Origin of the sequence: Dermabacter vaginalis, assembly GCF_001678905.1 — a bacterium.
Lineage (GTDB): Bacteria > Actinomycetota > Actinomycetes > Actinomycetales > Dermabacteraceae > Dermabacter > Dermabacter vaginalis.
Map to the genome: position 1 here is coordinate 2,261,324 of NZ_CP012117.1, position 17,361 is coordinate 2,278,684.

Annotated in this window: 14 protein-coding genes and 1 pseudogene; 6 read left to right on the top strand and 9 right to left on the bottom strand. The window is 61.9% G+C overall.

What is annotated here, in order from left to right; translation table 11 throughout:
- Window positions 1-73 precede the first annotated feature (73 nt).
- The 4 genes and pseudogenes from DAD186_RS09965 (at window position 74) to DAD186_RS09980 (ending at window position 4,034) form a co-directional block, all read left to right on the top strand.
- On the top strand, window positions 74-1,231 hold the full coding sequence (locus DAD186_RS09965) for an ATP-binding protein (RefSeq protein ID WP_065248543.1): 1,158 nt from the start codon (window positions 74-76) through the stop codon (window positions 1,229-1,231).
- Between the two features lie 84 nt (window positions 1,232-1,315).
- The gene (locus DAD186_RS09970; RefSeq protein ID WP_065248848.1) at window positions 1,316-2,221 is read left to right on the top strand and encodes a DUF2268 domain-containing putative Zn-dependent protease; all 906 of its coding nucleotides are present in this window, start codon (window positions 1,316-1,318) and stop codon (window positions 2,219-2,221) included.
- Window positions 2,222-2,235: 14 nt separating this feature from the next.
- Window positions 2,236-3,003 carry a MerR family transcriptional regulator gene (locus DAD186_RS09975; RefSeq protein WP_082991192.1) on the top strand — a complete coding sequence of 256 codons (768 nt, stop codon included), beginning with the start codon at window positions 2,236-2,238 and terminating at the stop codon, window positions 3,001-3,003.
- Between the two features lie 45 nt (window positions 3,004-3,048).
- A pseudogene (locus DAD186_RS09980) lies at window positions 3,049-4,034 on the top strand (IS481 family transposase).
- Here the strand turns inward: DAD186_RS09980 and DAD186_RS09985 are convergent.
- A complete protein-coding gene (locus DAD186_RS09985) occupies window positions 4,031-5,479 on the bottom strand; it encodes a multidrug effflux MFS transporter (RefSeq protein ID WP_082991193.1) in 1,449 nt (482 codons plus the stop codon). The pseudogene DAD186_RS09980 and the gene DAD186_RS09985 overlap by 4 nt on opposite strands.
- A gap of 105 nt (window positions 5,480-5,584) precedes the next feature.
- The gene (locus tag DAD186_RS09990; protein ID WP_065248851.1) at window positions 5,585-7,099 is read right to left on the bottom strand and encodes an ATP-binding protein; all 1,515 of its coding nucleotides are present in this window, start codon (window positions 7,097-7,099) and stop codon (window positions 5,585-5,587) included.
- A gap of 310 nt (window positions 7,100-7,409) precedes the next feature.
- Here DAD186_RS09990 and DAD186_RS09995 point away from each other — a divergent pair, with 310 nt between their 5' ends.
- A complete protein-coding gene (locus DAD186_RS09995) occupies window positions 7,410-8,810 on the top strand; it encodes a glycoside hydrolase family 15 protein (protein WP_065248544.1) in 1,401 nt (466 codons plus the stop codon).
- On the opposite strand, the gene DAD186_RS10000 is transcribed toward DAD186_RS09995, so the two are convergent.
- The 3 genes from DAD186_RS10000 to DAD186_RS10010 all read right to left on the bottom strand — a co-directional run bounded on the left by DAD186_RS10000 (window position 8,807) and on the right by DAD186_RS10010 (window position 11,715).
- On the bottom strand, window positions 8,807-9,466 hold the full coding sequence (locus DAD186_RS10000) for an ABC transporter ATP-binding protein (RefSeq protein ID WP_065248545.1): 660 nt from the start codon (window positions 9,464-9,466) through the stop codon (window positions 8,807-8,809). The two genes, DAD186_RS09995 and DAD186_RS10000, sit on opposite strands and share 4 nt — an antisense overlap.
- Window positions 9,467-9,481: 15 nt before the next feature.
- The gene (locus DAD186_RS10005) at window positions 9,482-10,870 is read right to left on the bottom strand and encodes a hypothetical protein (RefSeq protein ID WP_157457139.1); all 1,389 of its coding nucleotides are present in this window, start codon (window positions 10,868-10,870) and stop codon (window positions 9,482-9,484) included.
- Window positions 10,871-10,944: 74 nt separating this feature from the next.
- Entirely contained in the window at window positions 10,945-11,715 is a 771-nt protein-coding gene (locus DAD186_RS10010; protein ID WP_157457140.1) for a hypothetical protein, read from the bottom strand.
- 748 nt (window positions 11,716-12,463) lie between these two features.
- On the opposite strand from DAD186_RS10010, the gene pdxH reads away from it, so the two are divergent.
- Complete coding sequence (gene pdxH, locus DAD186_RS10015) at window positions 12,464-13,147, top strand: pyridoxamine 5'-phosphate oxidase (RefSeq protein WP_065248548.1); 684 nt, start codon at window positions 12,464-12,466, stop codon at window positions 13,145-13,147.
- 58 nt (window positions 13,148-13,205) lie between these two features.
- Here the strand turns inward: pdxH and DAD186_RS10020 are convergent, their stop codons facing one another.
- The 4 genes from DAD186_RS10020 to DAD186_RS10035 are packed head-to-tail and all read right to left on the bottom strand — an operon-like array spanning window position 13,206 to window position 17,338.
- Window positions 13,206-14,039 carry an energy-coupling factor transporter transmembrane component T family protein gene (locus DAD186_RS10020; protein ID WP_065248549.1) on the bottom strand — a complete coding sequence of 278 codons (834 nt, stop codon included), beginning with the start codon at window positions 14,037-14,039 and terminating at the stop codon, window positions 13,206-13,208.
- Entirely contained in the window at window positions 14,029-15,864 is a 1,836-nt protein-coding gene (locus tag DAD186_RS10025) for an ABC transporter ATP-binding protein (protein ID WP_065248550.1), read from the bottom strand. The genes DAD186_RS10020 and DAD186_RS10025 overlap by 11 nt, the downstream gene beginning before the upstream one ends.
- 9 nt (window positions 15,865-15,873) lie before the next feature.
- Complete coding sequence (locus DAD186_RS10030; protein ID WP_065248551.1) at window positions 15,874-16,470, bottom strand: ECF-type riboflavin transporter substrate-binding protein; 597 nt, start codon at window positions 16,468-16,470, stop codon at window positions 15,874-15,876.
- Window positions 16,471-16,480: 10 nt separating this feature from the next.
- Window positions 16,481-17,338 (bottom strand): SAM hydrolase/SAM-dependent halogenase family protein, encoded by an 858-nt coding sequence (locus tag DAD186_RS10035; RefSeq protein WP_236886252.1) that lies wholly within the window; start codon window positions 17,336-17,338, stop codon window positions 16,481-16,483.
- Between the last annotated feature and the right edge of the window lie 23 nt (window positions 17,339-17,361).

Here is a 17,361-nt window from a genome sequence, read left to right on the forward strand (position 1 = left end):
TAAATTTCATAAATTTCAAAGCAATTCATAAAACTCATAGATCTTCATAGGTGCTGCGGCCTACTCTTGAGGTATGACCGGTGCACGCAACCCCTTCCGCGCAACCCTTGGCGCCACTCCCCCGCTTCTTGTCGGTCGCAACGAAGCGGTGCAGAACTTTGCCTTCGCGCTCGATGACGGTCCCGGAGCTCACGAACGCATCTCGCTCATTGTGGGCCCAAGGGGAATCGGGAAGACGGTGCTTCTCAACGCATTCGAGGACACAGCCCAGGAGCACGGGTGGTTCGTCATAAGTGAGACGGCGACACAGGGCTTTGTGGAGCGCATCCGCAGCGAGATCATTCGCCGTTTGGCACGTCAGCGCTCGCAACTCAAGGGCCTAGGGCTCTCCATCTTCGGCGTTGGCGGCTCCGTCACCTGGGACTCCTCCTCGATCTCGGAAACGTCATACTCCTTGCGCAATGCCCTCGATGACTACCTCGCGTACAAGGCCGATCTCGATCGCTCTGCGGGACAACCTGCGAGCGGCGTGCTCATTACCCTCGACGAAATGCACCACCAACGCAACGATGAACTGATTGAGTTCGGTGCGACCGTTCAGCACCTTGTACGAGAGGGAAAAGACATCGCTGTCGCGATGGCCGGGATCCCCTCGGCGATCAAACCGTTGCTGTCCAGCCGAACGAGCGAGAGTGAAGGTCCAAACCCCATCACGTTCTTGCGCCGTGCCGAGAGAATTGAACTCGACCGTGTATCGGACGATGACGTGCGCCTGGCGCTCGAGAGTCCGCTAGCCGAAGCAGAGATCTCCTGGACGGAAGATGCACTCGAGACCGCTGTCAACTCGTGCCAGGGCTACCCCTTTATGATCCAGCTCGTCGGGCAGTGGGCATTTCGCGAGGCTCAGGGGAGGAGTATCACGCGAGAAGCTGCCGAACGAGGGGCAGACAAGGCCCGACGAAAACTCGGCCAACTCGTTCACGAACCTGCCTTGGCAGACCTTTCCGATGTTGATCGCTCGTTTCTCATCTTTATGGCGCGAGACGACGGTCCTACGGAAATCGCCGACCTCAAGGCACGGTTCGGCCGCTCAGACTCCTACGTCAGCAACTACCGCAGGCGTCTTATCGATGCCGAAATGATCGTCGAAGCTGGGCGTGGTCGCATTGATTTTGCGCTGCCGTATCTGCGCGAATATTTGCGCGAGCACGCCGCCAGCCTCGTGGACTAGGTGTACTAAGTGTACTGACCGGAGACGTTGATCGACGGTCAGGAGCTTGACCTTGACGCAGCGTCAATGTTTAGCGTCGTGGGCATGACAGTGACGATGATTGACAGTGCCGCTGGGATGCGGGCGATGGTGAGCAGTTCTCCGGAGCAGTGGAAGGACGCAGCTCGCAGACTGTGGGAGCCGATGGCGGGAATGTACTTCTTCATTCCCGGTGGACCTGATCTGGCCGCGGTTCACAGCCAGAACTTCGGTTTCGGACCCTCCGTAGCGGCAGGCAAGATCCTCGGCGCGGTCGACGCTTTGGAACGCGCCGATGCTTGGGGCCGTGTCGAGCGAGCGCTCGAAACGGGGCTGCGGGAGCTGAACGCTGCCGATCCGACTGTGGCGATGCCTGACCTGACGGTGTTGCTCGTGCTCGGGGATCCCACCAACAAGCACTTCATGGATGAGATACGCGGCCTGTCGGCCTTCGGTGGGATCAGCGGGTACATCGCCATCACGATCTGGCCCACCGACGAGGTTCTGGCGCGGTTGGAGGGCATCGCCCTGCACGAGCTCCACCACAATGTGCGGTACTCGCCCGGAGGCGTGGTGTGGAACCCGCAGACGGTCACGGTTGGCGAGCACGTAGTGGCTGAGGGTCTCGCGGACCTGTTCGCCGCCGACCTCGTGGGCGAGCAGGGATTCACGCACTTCGTCAGCGACCAGACCCGTACCAGTGACGAGGTGCTGCGCCGCGTCACCGAAGGCCTGGACGTGACTGGCATGCAGGATTTCGCGGCTTGGGTGTTGGGCGATCCGAGCGCTTGCCTGTTCGGCGCAACACCGGTCGGGCTGCCCACCGGGGCCGGTTACGCTGCCGGGGCACGCTTCGTGTCCGCTTATCGGGAGGCCACCGGACAGTCACCCGCCAGGGCCGTGGCCACGCCCGCCTCCGAGATCCTGGCCGTGGCACTGCCACAGTTGGGTCTGACAATGCCAGCCCGCTGACGAGAGAGGCCGAAATGATGGAGTGGACCGTCCAAGAACTCGCTGACCGCGCCGGCATCAGCGCCAGGACATTGCGTCACTATCACCAGATCGGCCTACTCGTCCCGGACCGGATCGGCGCGAACGGCTATCGCTACTACGGGCCTGTCGCCGTGGCACGCCTGCAACGCATCCTGCTCCTGCGTGACGCCGGCCTGGCCCTGGGTGCGATCGGCGAAGCGCTGGCAAGCGACGCGAACCCAGACGAGGAGATCACCGCCCTCGAGGCGCACCTGGTACACCTCGAGCACGAGCGGGAAGCGCTGGAACGTCGTATCGCGTCCGTCGAGCACACCGTGACGATGCGACGCGAGGGACGCCAACCGCGGATGGACATGGTACTCGAAGGCTTCAACGACCGCTATGAGGCCGAGGTGACCCAACGATGGGGACGCGTGGTCTTCGAGCAGTCCAACCGGTGGTGGCATAGCAAGAACCTCACCCAGCAACGTCAGTTCCAGGCCGACGCCGAACAGCTCCTGGCGCGGTGGGGCGAACTCCACCAGTCGGGTGTCTCCCCATTGAGCGACCAGGCCCAACAGCACGCAGCCGCCCATGCCGCCTGGTTCGCCCAGATCCCCGGGACGCCCGGGCATGCCGGCGACCTGGACAAGACCCGCGCCATGCTCACTGGCATGGCCAACCTCTACGCCACCAACCCAGACTTCCATCCCGCTTTCGGTGGTGCAGAAGCCGCCGGCTTCGCCGCCCAAGCGCTGCGCCACTACGCCCAGAGCCACTGAAAAGCACCCTTCGGGATGGTCGCTGCGACCGAAGGGAATGCCGCCATGACTCATGCCAATGCAGCACTCACTCCACGTCACCGCCTCGAGGTTGCGCGGCTCGTCGTTGACGAGGGCCGGTCTGTCAGCGAGGTCGCCGCACGATTCCAGGGCTCGTGGCCGACGGTGAAGCGCTGGGCCGACCGCTATCGCGCCGGGCAGTCCATGCAGGACCGATCCTCACGGCCACATCAGTCGCCGAACAAGACCAGCCAGGCGATGGCGAAGCGCTGCATCCAGCTGCGCCTCCGACTGCAGGAAGGGCCTGTGCAGTTGGCCTGTCGGCTGGGGATCGCGCCCTCGACGGTTCACCGGATCCTGGTCGATGCCGGCCTGAACCGGCTCTCGCACGTTGATCGCGCCACCGGGGAGTCAGTGCGCCGTTACGAGCATGACCATCCCGGGGCGATGCTGCATGTCGATGCGAAGCAGCTAGGCAACATTCCCGACGGCGGGGGCTGGCGCTACGTCGGCCGACAACAGGGCGAGAAGAACCGCGCCGCCACTCCGGACAAGCAGAAGAACAAGTACCGGGACCCGTTGATGGGCAAGACCTACGTCCATACCGTCATTGACGACCATTCCCGTGTCGCCTACGCCGAGATCCACGACGACGAAACCGCCATCACCGCCACCGCGGTCCTGGTGAGGGCTGTCGAGTGGGTCAACGCCCGCGGTGTGAGCGTCGAGCGAGTCCTGTCCGACAATGGCGGCGCCACCGGTCCCACCTGTGGCGATACACCTGCACCGAACTCGGGATCACGCACAAGCACACCCGTCTGTATCGTCCGCAGACCAACGGGAAGATCGAACGCTTCCACCGCACCTTGGCCGACGGCTGGGCCTATGCCCGCTGCTACACCTCAGAGGCCGAACGCCGGGGCGAGCTCGACGGCTGGCTGCACTACTACAACCATCACCGGCCACACACCGCCTGCGGCAACCAGCCGCCGTTCTCGCGATTGGCCAACGTCCCCGGTCAGTACAACTAGGCCCGCGCGCGACGAGCGATGAGCACGTGCGCGAACCAGAAGACGGCACCGCCGGCCGAAAGAGCAAGCCCACCGATACCGAGCTTCACCAGGTCGGCGCCGAGCATCGGCACCATCGCACCGGACACGATCGCGGCGACGATGAGGTTCACGAACGTCGCGAAGCTCGTCGCGGCGCCGCGCTCCTCGGGGAACATGTCGAGAACCTCGAGCTGCACGGGCGCCATCATGAGCGCCGCCCCCATGCCAAGAAGGCCCGGGCCAATCATGACCAGAAGGTGCCACACACCAAACTGCGAGGTGAGTTCGGGGGTGAGCATGGGAATGATCACCGAGAGGATCCCTCCGAGAACCGCGGTGATGAAGGCGATCGTGATGAGGCGCGAACGGCTCATGACGAAGGCGAGGCGCCCCACGAGGTAATTGCCGAGAATCATGCCCGCGATGATCGGGATAAACAGGACCCAGTAGTCCTGTTCGCCAAGGTGCATCACGTCGGGAACGATGATCGGCGCCGCCGAAATGAAGATGAAGTCGGCCTGGCTTGCGAGGCCAAGCGCGAGCGAGAGGCGCCAGATGACCGGCGAGCGCAGCACGCGCCCGAGCGAGGTGAGGATGCCCTTCGCGTTGAACGGCTGGCGTTTCTCGGGAAGGAGCGTCTCGGGGATGACAATGAGCATGAACACGAGGGTGACGAGCGCGTAAAGGAGCATCGCCCCGAAAATCCAGCGCCACGGTCCGAGCAGGAGGATCCAGCCGCCGAAGATCGGCGCCGCCGCGGGCGCGAGGGCGAAGATCATCATGACCTGGCTCATGAGCTTTTGCGCTTTGCCACCCCCGTAGAGGTCGCGGATCACGACGCGAGAGACGATCGTCGCTCCGCCCGCACTGAGCCCCTGGAGCACGCGGAAGGCGAACAGCATCGGGAGATTGACGGCGAGCGCCGCACCGAGCGAGCCGATCGAGAAAACGATGAGCGAAATGCTCATGACGCGCTTGCGCCCGATGGCATCGGAGAGCGGGCCGTGGAACATGCTCATGCACGCGAAGGAGATGAGATACAGGCTCGTCACCTGCTGCATCGCGGCTGCGTCGGTGTGGAAGTCGCCCCTCATCGCCGGGAAGCCCGGGAAGATCATGTCGATCGAGAACGGGCCGAGCATCGCGAGCAAGGCCATCGCAAACGTGAAACCGAAGGTGACCTTTTCGCTCCGCCCCAGGTGGAGGCGGAGCGCGGCTGTCTCGGTCGCGACTTCCTCGACCTGCTCGATCGGCCCGGTCACGTGGGAGACGTTGTCGGTGGGGTTGGCGAAAGCGACCTGCGGAATTTCTTCCGTTAGCGGCCGCGGCTCCTCGGTCGCGAGGCTTTCGGCGGCGCGCTCATCGGCAAGCCGCGCAAGTTCGAGTGCGCTGGTGTCGGTTTTCCTCTGAGAATCGTCTGTCACTTGGTCAAGTTTATGGAACTCTCGCGGCCTTCCAACCCCTCTCGCACAACATCACTCATGACGTCGGCGACACTCTTGCAACACTTCACCGCACAAGCGCGACCGTCAGTCGTTGAGGCGCAGATACTTTCTGTTTCTGCTTTGCGGCGGAGCAGTCGCCTTAACTAACCCCTCGTCAACGAGCGTTCGTAGCGCCGGCCTGAGCGAGGCCGCTGGTCGCCCTGTCATGTCTTCGAGTTCACGAATTGAGCGCGCATCTCGCAGGTCAAGTGCGCGAAAAACCTCGCCTTTAACACCTTTCAACGGGAGACCTTCGCACTGTCTAAGCCCCTCGGACTCACGTACGTGTCTCGCGAGCGACACCGTCACCCGAGCGGTGGTGGAAGCGCTGTAGTCCGGCTCGGGGAGTCCACTCTCCCGCATCGCATGAATCATGCGAGGTACTCCCGACCCTTGATTCTCTCCAACGGTGTCCGAGGAATCCGGCAGCGGCACGTCTGTGAGCAGTCGAGAAAGAGCAGCGTTTCGTGAATCGGAACGCCCTTCTCCCACATTTTCTTTGGAGCGATCTCCCCAAAAACCGCCGGGATTCGAGATATCAATTCGATCGGGATATATATCGACCGACACCTGCTGCCCAAGAACGAAAGCGGAGTAGTCACGATGCGTCACGGCGTTAGTGATAGCCTCACGAACCACTTCCTCGGGAATCTCTGGGACGTCTTCACCTCGCACCCCATTCACAGTCCGCGCGGTGATGAGATTCCGCATGACCGCGTGCACAGCATCGCGAATCGCCACAGGGATTGGGCCGTCGCACACCTGGCGATCCAGGAATCTGACTGCTGAGGAAGCCGACTTATTGCTCCGGGGGTGGGCCGTCACATCAATCGTGAGTTGAGGGAATCGCTGCTGAGGGTATTGCCCCAGCGCGAGGTAGCCCGCAAGAGTCGCACGCCCCTCGTTATCAAGCACGTTCAGTCTCGTTAGCGCCTCAGTCACATCGTCCTCACGGACACCGGCAAGTGCGTTGGAGCGGCTCGAACGTACTCGATCAAGCGTGCGGCGAACGCTAGCGGAGTCCAATGAGTCGACGTTCGTTGCCTCGACTGGTTCACGATCCGTGTAGTCGCGCCGGTGCGAATTTTGCATCGTGTACACCTCGTATGCGGTGAGATGCCTGTCGGCGTCGCCGAGACGTATGTAACTACCGCGCCCGATTCCTTGCGCAGTGACATAGCACGGTCCGATTTCTCCGAGACTCGCATTGAGTGGTTCGACGCGTATTCGCACGATGGGCGCCCCGTCGATCTCGTCGATATCTACATCGCAACTTGGCACCGGAGAGACCTTCGCGTGGACAGATCCATGCCGTTTGTCGACTCCCGAGAGGAATTCGTCACGCACGCGTTTGGCATCGAAACCCGGTGCAGCTTCAAACCTCTTTTGCTCATCTAGCCCGAGAATGATGAGACCACCTTCACCGTTGGCGAACGCTGATACGGTTTCCCACACTGTTTTAGGCAGTTTCCGGGAAGAGGCCTTGATCTCAACGCGCGCATCGTCGGTTCCTAGGCGTCGCGCTCGTTCGACTTCTTCACGCCAGTCACTGTCAGTCATGCCCTCACTGTACATCACTGAAGCAGTCACTTATATAAGTGAGAATGTCACTCATGTAAGTGAGGATGTTACTGAATCCTTCTGATATGCCGAAACTCGGGGTGCCCGCGCCAATCCCGAACGCCGAAAACATTGATATCGCCGCACTTCTCAATGCGACTCGTTTTCACGGGCAGGCGAGAGAGGGAGCGCTCTAAGGTCCCGCGAGTGATGCAGCGGACCTCACGGTCGCGCACGAGCGCACTCACGCGTTGCGCGAACAGCTTGTTAAGCTCGAGCCACACATCGCAGCGGAAGAAGGAGGAAAGCCATGCGGCGTCGCGCTCTTCTCGGCGGCGGCCTTCTCGCCGCGCTCGGCGCCTCGGCCCTGTATGTGGAGCGCGACAGCATCGCCGGCCTCTTTCCGCACGACGCGCACGAGGATCTCTACTCCCTCGGCGTCGCCTTCTCATCCGCGCCGGATTCACTCGCAAGTGAGGTCCAGGCGCACGGCGCAGCGTCCGTTCTGCACGCCGGGAACATCCCGGGCGTGGAGCGCACGTTTGTTCAGCCTGATTCGCCCCCGATCATTGCGGGCACGCGCACTCTGAGCACTGCACACGGCGCCGAGACCCTCACCGCGATCACGCAAGCATTCCTCGAGAAAGCTTCACGACCCGCGCCCACTCCCGCGCTCACGAGTCTCGACCGCTCGGCGCTCCTCGATATTTTCACCCTCACGTGGGCGCTTCCCTCCCCCATCGCGGCGCTCAGCCCCAACTGGCGTTACACGTGGCCGCGCGATACGGCCCACGTGATCGTGGCCCTCGCCGAGCGCGGCTTCGACGACTGGGCGCTGGGCCTTCTCGAACACCTCGCGCGCCTTCAGCGCCCTGACGGCACGTTTGAGGCTCGCTACCGCCCCGGCACTACACGCGCGCCCGATGCCCGCTCGCCGCAGTTCGATGGAATCGGCTGGTTCCTCTGGGCGGCGGCAACGCTCGCCAGGCTTGGGGTGTTGGCCTCCGACGCCTCCCCCGCTTCCTCGAGCCCGACTCTTAAACGAGCACTCACACGCTCCGCGCGCGCCGCCGTCGACGCCACGACCACCGCGAGCGGGCTTCCGAAGCCGAGTCCCGACTATTGGGAGGTACCCGAGCGGCGCCTCACCCTCGCAACGGCGGCCATGACGCTCAACGCGCTCGAGAGCGCGGCGCAGCTTTCACAACTGGAGTTACTTGAGGGCGAGGCAGGCGTCGGAACTGAAACACTCGAGAGAAGGGTCCAGGAAACCGAACGCGCCCTTATGGAAACTTTCGGCCCCGGTGCCTTCCACCGGTACGCGCGCGGCGGCGGTTTCGACGCAGGCCTGCTCATGCTCCTGCCGCCGTACCAAACGCAGGAGTTTGCCGAGCGCAACCCAGCGATTGCCGGCCACATCGACGAGGCTTTCGAGGCGATGCAGCGCCCCGCGGGCGGTGTCGCTCCGGGCGCGCGCTGGAAACGCGACGGCATCAGTTGGACCCCGCAAACGGCGATGTTCGCCCAGGCCTATGCGCGTCTCGGCGAGCGCGAGCGCGCTCTCGAGCTCCTCGAATGGCTCGCCGCCCACCGCACGAGCGCCGGAGCAATCAGCGAAAAAATCCTTGCCGACGGTAGCCCCGCCGCCGTCGCGCCCCTCTCGTGGCCAGCGGCGCTCGCGCTCAGCACGCTCGAGGCGCTGCACAGTTAGGAAGCGCTTGCGGGTGGACGCACACGGTCAAACTGCATGCGATCGAGCTCGTACACGCTTGTGCACAGCTCGTCGATGTCCTCTTGGTTGTGGCTGGTCATCACAATCGTGCGCCCTTCTTCATGGAGCTCATGGAGGAGCGCACGAATATCGCGAACGCTCGTCTTATCGAGCCCGTTGAAAGGCTCGTCTAAAAGCAGAAGCGGCTGCCCTTCCATAAACGCTTGGGCAAGAGCGAGCTTTTGTTTCATGCCGAGAGAGTAGTGGCGAACAGACTGGCGTAGGTTCGGCGCAAGGCCCACGCGGTGAAGCGCCTCTTCTATCTGCTGGTCTCCAATGAGCCCGCGAATAGCCGCGAGCCGACGCAGGTTGTCGAACCCCGTGAGACCACCGATGAAGCCTGGGCGATCGATAATAATGCCAATTTTGGAGGGGAAGTCCTCGCCAGCACTTTTCAACTTTGGTGAGACGACGACGCGACCCGAATCCGGCTTGAGGAAGCCGACGATAAGTTTGAACAGCACGGACTTACCCGAACCGTTAGGGCCTTGCACTCCCATGAAATCGTGTTCATCGATTGCAAGCGAGGCATGACTCAAGACTGGAGTCGAACCGAAAGCGATCGAAACGTCTTTTACATCAACAAGATTGACCATTCGGCACCTCTACAATCATGAATCAAACTGAGGAATACGGGTATTGCTCAGCACGAACCGGAGAAACACAACACTGGCGACTCCTACTGTCGCCGTTACGATAATGGCACCTGCCGTAGCCGGAAAGGCCCCATAAAAGCCCAGGGCAAATGGGGCCGGCCACAGCGGGTTCAACCACGGCAGCGTGAGCGCCGCGCATACGACCAAAGTTATGGCGGCTACCGCCATCGACCCAAACCTCCACGCAGCGGCCATTGAGAGCAGTGTCGTCACCACTACGGTCACGATCGAGCCCAGCCATACCTGCAGGGCTGGCAAGAGCTCCGTGGGGTGATGAGCCATGCTGCTTGAAACACCACCGAGCAACACAAGCACAAGGGACAGCGCAGCGATCGCAGTGACAAGCGAACCCCCTATTGTGCGAGTGAAGAGTTTCCACGGGTCTCCCGTGCGGATCGCCACCAGCGATGCCGCGGGTGCCGTCTCACCCGCAAAACGTACGAGCGCGGCATACGAAGCCCCGAAGACTAGCACCATGTACATGAACCATGCCGTAAAGGAAAACTCGTCGCGCGCCGAACCGTAAGTGAGATACATGAAAAGGTCGGCACCGTCGGGCCGCAAGAAACTCATGAGAGTCGCCACACCTACGGTTGCGATACACCAATATCCGAACGACCCTGTCCGCGCGAATGCTTTCCGAGCGCGCACCAAGACTGACGATCCACTCACACCAATAGTCAGGATCGTCGCGACGGCGAAAAAAAGCGGAACACACCATAGGGCGCCAAATGCTTCGACACCCGAGAAGGGCGCAAGGGCCACATCGGGATTGCTCCACTGCGGAAACCGCCATACATGGACGAGCACAAGCGGCACAAAACCTACCCCGACCCCAGGGATCCATGGCTTCACTCGAGTATTCACGATAAGGGCCCCTAGTAGGGTCGCCGCAAGCCCAGCGAGCCCGACCTCGAACGCGATTCCGTACGCTATACAGGCCACAGGGCTTAAGTGTCGACTGGCATAGGGCTGCAGAATTCCCTGCCATACTGTCGCCGGCTGCACAGAGAGCACTTCCGGGGTCCAGGACATGCGCCACGTGTATCCGGACGACGTCGCCAAGACCCCTAACAATTTGCTTGCTCCGAGCAGCGCTGCTATCCCAGCACCACGCATCCAGAGCGCAAGAAGTCCGTGCCGTTTTGACCCGAAACGAGACAACGCAAGCGGGTTCGCCACAAAGGCACACTGCCGCAAAAGCAGAATAATGAGCAGAGGCCATTGAAAGTAACGGAAGTAGTACGGGTCTTGCCCGAAGGCAAGCTCTCGTTCCCACAGCGAGATGCCGACGACCGCATCGAAATCGGCGTCGCCTTTGAGCAGGGGCTGCGACGACGTCACGATAGCAAGCAGTGCGCACACCCCGCAGATGAGACCCCACCCAGCTAGCGGACGCAAACGGTTCACAGCCCACATCAGCACAAGGCCTTCGGCAGCTTCGCTGAGAACGCGGCGTAAGCAGCAACAACTCCAGCGATGAGGAAAACAACAAGACCTACGACCACGGGGATGAGGGGATCTTGTTGGGTGACACCAGTTGGAATGAATGATCGTATAAGGCTGAAGTGGTCAACCTGAAGAGCCCCCGCGACAAACTCGGAGAGAAGCACGACGACAGGAAGCCAGAGGAGTGCAACAAATCGATTCTCAAAGAACATCGCCCCTACCGCTGCCAGCGTCGATAATGCCGCACCGCCGATCCCCACCCATATCGACTGGAAAGCAAAGTACAGTACCGGGGAGACGGCATAGAGCTGCGAGAATGTTAGACGTTCTGCTACCGGTTCAAGATCGTCACCGAAAGAGTTGAAGAAATCGACGGGGATGAGGTGCGGGTGGATTCCGTATGACATGACAGCCACGAGAGCGACACCTCCCGTGAAGGCGATAAAACCAGCGCACGCAGCGCGGACTGCGTGGCGCACAACGTAGGGGCGGCGCCCTCGCCTTGCCATGATGGGCCCCCACGCACCCCCAGTGCCGGCCTCCTGCATCACCACTGGCGCGTACAGCAGGGCGGCAAAAATTGGCATGAAGAAGGGCAGGAAGTTCGAGATCCCTAATGTGAACAGGGTGAATTGATCGGCGACCGCACTACTAGCGCGGGAGACCTCCATAAAAACGCTGGGAGTCACTAAAACAACGACGAACGTGAGAAAAGTTAACGCTTTTCCAGACTTTCCCACGAACGTCTTTGTGGATTCCGACACCATAATAGTTTAGAGAATTAAGTTAGTTACTACGCCACTTTCCAGAAACTTGCACAGAAACGTACGTGTTCCACGCATTATGAGCCACCAAACGCACCTTAGTACCTTTGGGAAAGGTGTTATTTAATGCCACATGTCGATTGTCGCCGACATGATGCAGGACTGTTGACCACTCCCCATCTCTCGAATTCAGGCTCAGATCCACGAAGTGCTTTCCTCCCACGCTACTGGTCCGCACATCGGCAGGTCGGCCCGCATAAGTTTTTGACTGGTACGAGGTGTACCCCTTGCCACTGAAAGGCGAGACTGTCGTGCTGAACGATTGATAGGACGTTCCCGCATAAGCCGCCGTGACCATAACGCTAATTCCCATGGCAGCAGCCCCCAGCAGCCGCGCAACTCTCCGCTTCATAAGAACTCCCCTTTTCTTGCTGACTTGTCGGTCAGCTACAACTATAACGACCACGCGTGTCCTACACTACACCAAGTCGCAACTGTCACATTCAGTTGCTTTTGCTGTCGATTCCTGCTAAGCGTCTTGGCTGACCGTTGAGCTGGAAGAGACCCCGGACTCCTATGTTAATCGGCGGACAACCTCATTTGGGCACACCCAGGGCGGCTTAGCCCTCTTGACCGCCATTAGTCACCACCGTCCACCCGGCCAAAGGGCTAGAGTGGTAGATCGGGATCGAGGACGATCCGCATCGAGTTTCGAGGAGAGGTCATGAACGAGAAGGCTAGTGCGCCCGATCTTCGCGCGGAACGCGTGAATTACACGAAGGGCCAACTCACCAAAACGCTCGCGGGCAACGACCCGCACGCACTGTTTGACGAATGGATGAGAGACGCGATCGAGCGTCGCGACCGCGAGGGCGATGTGCTCGAACCGAACGCGATGGTCGTCTCGACGATCAACCCGGAAACGGATTGGCCGGATTCGCGCGTGCTGCTGCTCAAGGAACACAAGAACAAGAAGTTCGTGTTCTTCGGCAACTACGAGTCCCAAAAAGGGCACGACCTTGACGTGAACCGCAAGGCCGCCCTGAACTTCACGTGGCTTCCGCTTCAACGCCAGGTGCGCATCCAGGGCAAGGTGCGCCGCATCAGCCCCGAGGAATCCGACGCCTACTTCGCGGTTCGCCCGCGTGGTTCGCAGATCGGCGCCTGGGCAAGCTCGCAGTCGGACGTCGTCGACTCACGCGAAGACATCCAGCTCGCAAACGAGCGCGCTGAAAAACGCTTCGAAGGTAAAGACGTTCCTCGCCCGCCGCACTGGGGCGGCTGGGCACTCACCCCGCACGTCATCGAGTTCTGGCAAGGTGGCGCTTCGCGCCTGCACGACCGCATCCGCTTCACGGCCTTGGATTCGGAAGAAGGCCGCTGGCAGGTCGACCGCCTCGCTCCGTGAGGACCGAAGGTGCACTTTGTGGGGCTCGGCTGTCTGCGCGGCAGCCGAGCCTCTTCTTCTAGGCGAAGGGGTTCCAGAACCTTCCGCCATTGACGATCGCGAGCACGATCGGCACCGCGAGCACGGCGAAGGAGAGGGCCATGATGAGCCAGTCTCGCCACGTCAGAAGCTTCTTGCCGTACCACGTGCGCCGCTTGCCGCGCCCAAAACCGCGCAGCTCCATCGCACTCGCCACTTCCTCGATGCGGTCAAATGCGCCGAGCAAAAGCGGGATGATGACGCCCACGATGTTGCGGGCGCGGGTCGCGATACCCGCTTTCGACGAGGTCTCGAGGCCACGCGCCTGATGTGCCTTCGAGATCGTCACGAAATCACGCTGAATATCGGGGATGTATCGAAGAGCGATCGAGACGGAGTAGGCGATCTTGTAGGGAACGCCGATGCGGCTCAGCGACTGCGCAAACTCTGGCGGGCGCGTCGTCGCAATGAACAAAAGTACGGGTGGAAGCACCGCGAAGTACTTGAGGGTCACAACGAGCTGATAAAAAAGCTGCTCACTCGTGATGTCCCAGTGCCACGGGCCGTTCACGAGCACGGTGCGCGTGCCATACAGTTCGGTTCCGTAGCCGGGGGCGAACAGGAAAATGAACACGTTGTTGAGCAGCATGAGACCCGCAATAATCACGAGCACAACGGCGAGGTCGCGCAGCTTCACGCGACTGAGAACCCACAGCACGACGTTGAGCACGAGCATCGCCGCAAGGTAACGCGCATCGAATCCCACGAGCGCACCCACGACGCTCGCGACGGCGAGCATAAGCTTTGAAAGCCCCGAGACTCGGTGCAGGAGCCCCGGCCGATCGACGTACCCGAGAACGGACTTAGCGGGCATCGCCCACCTCCCGCCTCTCGCGATCAACCGCGATCACGGCCTCCACAAACTCGCTGCGGCCAAATTCTTGGGTGCCGCGCTCATCGGTGGAAACGGGAAGTCCGACGGTTGCCGCGAGCGCGTCGAGGCTCGTGCGCACGAGGTTCGCGCGCCTCGTCACGTCATCGTCGACGAGGATTCGCGCGGGCGAAGAATCCGCGATGATCTCCCCTTCGCTCAAAACGACCGCGCGCGGCACATACTCGAGGGCAAGGTGCATGTCGTGCGTGATGAGCAGGATCGTCCTGCCCGCACGGTTAAGGCCGCGGATGAACTCCATGAACTCCGTGTAGTGGCGGAAGTCCTGGCCCGCGGTCGGCTCATCGAGAATGAGGATGTCAGGCTCGAGCGCAAGCGCAGCGGCGATCGTCACGCGCTTCTTCTGGCCGTGACTGAGGGCGCTCACGGGCCAGGTTTTGAACGGGGCAAGCCCGCACGTCTCGAGGGCGGATTCCACGCGCCGGCGCACCTCTTCCTCGTCGAGGCCGTGGGCACGTGGGCCGAGCGCGACCTCGTCGAAAATGAGCGGCTTCGAGATCATGTGGCCCGGTTCTTGAAGCACGAAGCCCACGCGCGTGCCGATCTCGGCGATACTCAAGTTCAGAACATCGTCGCCGAGCACCTCGACGGTGCCCGCGTTCGGCGTCGCAAAACCCGTGATCGCGCTCGCGAGCGTCGATTTTCCAGCGCCGTTGTTGCCGAGGATCGCGAGCATCTCCCCGCGCCGCACCTCGAGGTCGATTCCCCGCAGCGCGTGCACGCCCTCGTGGTCTTTATCGTGGCCGTGCACCACGTGAAGATTGCGCACGCTGATGGCCGCGGTGGCGTCGGACCCCTCCCCCGGCGCTTCCTGAGCCGAAACCGAGCCGAACCTCGCGGACCACTGCTCACGCCCCCACTCTCGCACCCTCGCGCATTCGCTCTCGCTCAAGCGGAGGGTGTCGAGCCGAGCGGGGTGCGCTGCGGCTGCCGGTTCGATCCCCGCGTAGTTGAGGGCCGTGAGGTGCAGCGGGCGGCGAATGCCGTGCTCGGTGAGGAGACCGGAGGTCACGAGCTCATCCGGAGTTGTATCGGCAACGAGGCGGCCGCCGGCCATCATGAGGATCCGATCGACCCCCCTGTGCAGTACTTCTTCGAGGCGGTGCTCGATGATGACCACACTCGCACCGCTCTCCCGATTGAGGTCGTCAGCCAGTTCGATCATCGCGCGACCCGTCGCCGGGTCAAGGTTCGCAAGCGGCTCATCGAACAGGAGAATCGGCACGTCGTCCACGAGCACGCCCGCGACGGCGACGCGCTGCTTTTGCCCGCCACTCAGTTCGTGCGGCGAGTGCTCAAGAAGCTCGGTGAGGCCCACGCGCTTGGCGACCCGCTCGACGATGCCCGGCATGTCGCCCGACGCAACCTCCTGGTTCTCGAGCGAAAAGGCGATGTCCTCCGCGACCGTGAGCGCCACGAACTGCGCGTTCGAATCCTGGAGAACCGTGCCGGCCACACCGGCGGTGCGCACGAGCGGCGCGCGCACCGGATCCACGCCACCGACCCTCACGCTGCCACTCACGCTCGCCTCGAAGCGATGCGGCACGAGGCCGTTCATTACGTGCAGCAGAGTCGATTTTCCCGAGCCACTCGGCCCCACGATCGCGACCTTCTCACCCCAGCCGATCGTGAAGCTCACGTTCTCGACCGAGGGAAGTTTTTGGGTGCGGTAATGCACGCTCACGTCATCGAAAACGATGGCGTGAGCGGCACGGTTCGCCTCAGGCGAATGGGAGGGAAGAGCCATGCGGAACGCTTAAGCGCCCACCTCGAGCGAGCCCGAGCGGGTGCGCGTCTTCGCATACAGCGCGAGGATGATCGTGCCAAACACACAGGTGAGAATCGCGTTCGTCACGAAGGCCACGAGGCCCTGCACGACGACCTTGTCGAACGGTTCGCCCATGAGCGTCACGTCCAGAATCCACGCGAGAACGCCCCATGCAACGAAGTGACCCACGATGACCGCGAGGTTGAAGCGCACGAGATCCCGGCGCGGGAACTCCCCCTCGTTCACGCGGTTACGAAGCATGAAGAAGCCTACGATGAGACCGAAGACAGCCGTCGGAATTTCCCACGAAAGCCAAATGCCGTAGCCGGTGGCATCCGCGAGAATGTGCCCAACAAAACCGGCAACGCCCGCAACGTATGGTCCGTACAGCACCGCGAGAACCGCGAGAAGGGCGTACTGGAACGTGATCGCGAGGTTCGGCACGGGAACGGGAATCGCGACGAAGCGGCTCAGCACGAAGAACAGGGCAGCGCCGATACCGATCGCGACGACCTGCGTCACGGGCGAGACCTTACGGGTCACGGGTAGCGGTGCACTGGACGTGGGGGTTTCGGGAGTAGACATGAGGGGATCCTTACTTTTCGACCTTCTCGAACGCGACGTGCCAGCTGTTGCCGCGCCCGAGGTGGAAGGCATTCGCGTACGAGCCGCGATTGATGGCGACAGCCACGCGATCAAGGGAATTCACGTAGATGAGCGATTCGCCGACCTCGACGTGCGCGAAGCTCGGCGCATACACGAGGCTCGTCGCGTGAACGGTTTGCCCGTTATGGGTGATCGTGAGGCGCACGTAATCGCCGTGGCAAATGCCGGCCTCTTCAAAAAAGGTGCGCGGGATGGACGTCCACAGCGAGCCGTAGCGGTTATCGTGCGCGTCAATCGTGCCCGTGAGTGCGTTGCCCTCGATCTTCGGCGCAAGCACCGGGAGAGTCACGACCTCACTCACCTCGCGCCTCGGGCCGACCTGCTCGTACGTGATCGTTCCGCTCGCGAGCCGCGCGCCGGTGAACGCGTAAATGTCTCGCCCGTGGAACGTGTAGGAATGCGCCGAACCCTCGCGCCGATTGAAGTGCTCGTCGATCTCGCGCAGCTCCTCGATCCCGAAAAGCTTCTCGATGTGGGTGAGGGTGCCGTTGTTCGGGGTCACGACGTAGTGACCGGTCGACGTGCGCGCCACCACGCTCAAGCGATCCGAGCCAACACCCGGATCCACGACCGAAACGAACACCGTGCCTCCGGGCCAATACGACACGACCTGCGCGAGGCGGTAGGAGCCCTCCCAAATGTCATAGGGAGGAATGTTGTGCGTGACATCGTGGATGCGCAATTCGGGGTGCACGCCCGTGGCGACGCCGTACATCGCACTCACGGCGCCATCGACGTACCCGAAATCTGATTGCAGAACGAGTGGCTTCACTGCGGGGCCTCCCATGCGACACAAAAGTTCATGACCTT

Excerpts from the sequence above, each read along its gene's own strand:
- DAD186_RS09970 (WP_065248848.1), top strand. The coding sequence starts at position 1,316 with ATGACAGTGACGATGATTGACAGTGCCGCTGGGATGCGGGCGATGGTG.
- DAD186_RS09965 (WP_065248543.1), top strand. The coding sequence starts at position 74 with ATGACCGGTGCACGCAACCCCTTCCGCGCAACCCTTGGCGCCACTCCC.
- DAD186_RS10035 (WP_236886252.1), bottom strand. The coding sequence starts at position 17,338 with ATGGGAGGCCCCGCAGTGAAGCCACTCGTTCTGCAATCAGATTTCGGG.
- DAD186_RS09995 (WP_065248544.1), top strand. The coding sequence starts at position 7,410 with ATGCGGCGTCGCGCTCTTCTCGGCGGCGGCCTTCTCGCCGCGCTCGGC.
- DAD186_RS10025 (WP_065248550.1), bottom strand. The coding sequence starts at position 15,864 with ATGGCTCTTCCCTCCCATTCGCCTGAGGCGAACCGTGCCGCTCACGCC.
- DAD186_RS10030 (WP_065248551.1), bottom strand. The coding sequence starts at position 16,470 with ATGTCTACTCCCGAAACCCCCACGTCCAGTGCACCGCTACCCGTGACC.
- DAD186_RS09975 (WP_082991192.1), top strand. The coding sequence starts at position 2,236 with ATGATGGAGTGGACCGTCCAAGAACTCGCTGACCGCGCCGGCATCAGC.
- pdxH (WP_065248548.1), top strand. The coding sequence starts at position 12,464 with ATGAACGAGAAGGCTAGTGCGCCCGATCTTCGCGCGGAACGCGTGAAT.
- DAD186_RS09990 (WP_065248851.1), bottom strand. The coding sequence starts at position 7,099 with ATGACTGACAGTGACTGGCGTGAAGAAGTCGAACGAGCGCGACGCCTA.
- DAD186_RS10020 (WP_065248549.1), bottom strand. The coding sequence starts at position 14,039 with ATGCCCGCTAAGTCCGTTCTCGGGTACGTCGATCGGCCGGGGCTCCTG.
- DAD186_RS10000 (WP_065248545.1), bottom strand. The coding sequence starts at position 9,466 with ATGGTCAATCTTGTTGATGTAAAAGACGTTTCGATCGCTTTCGGTTCG.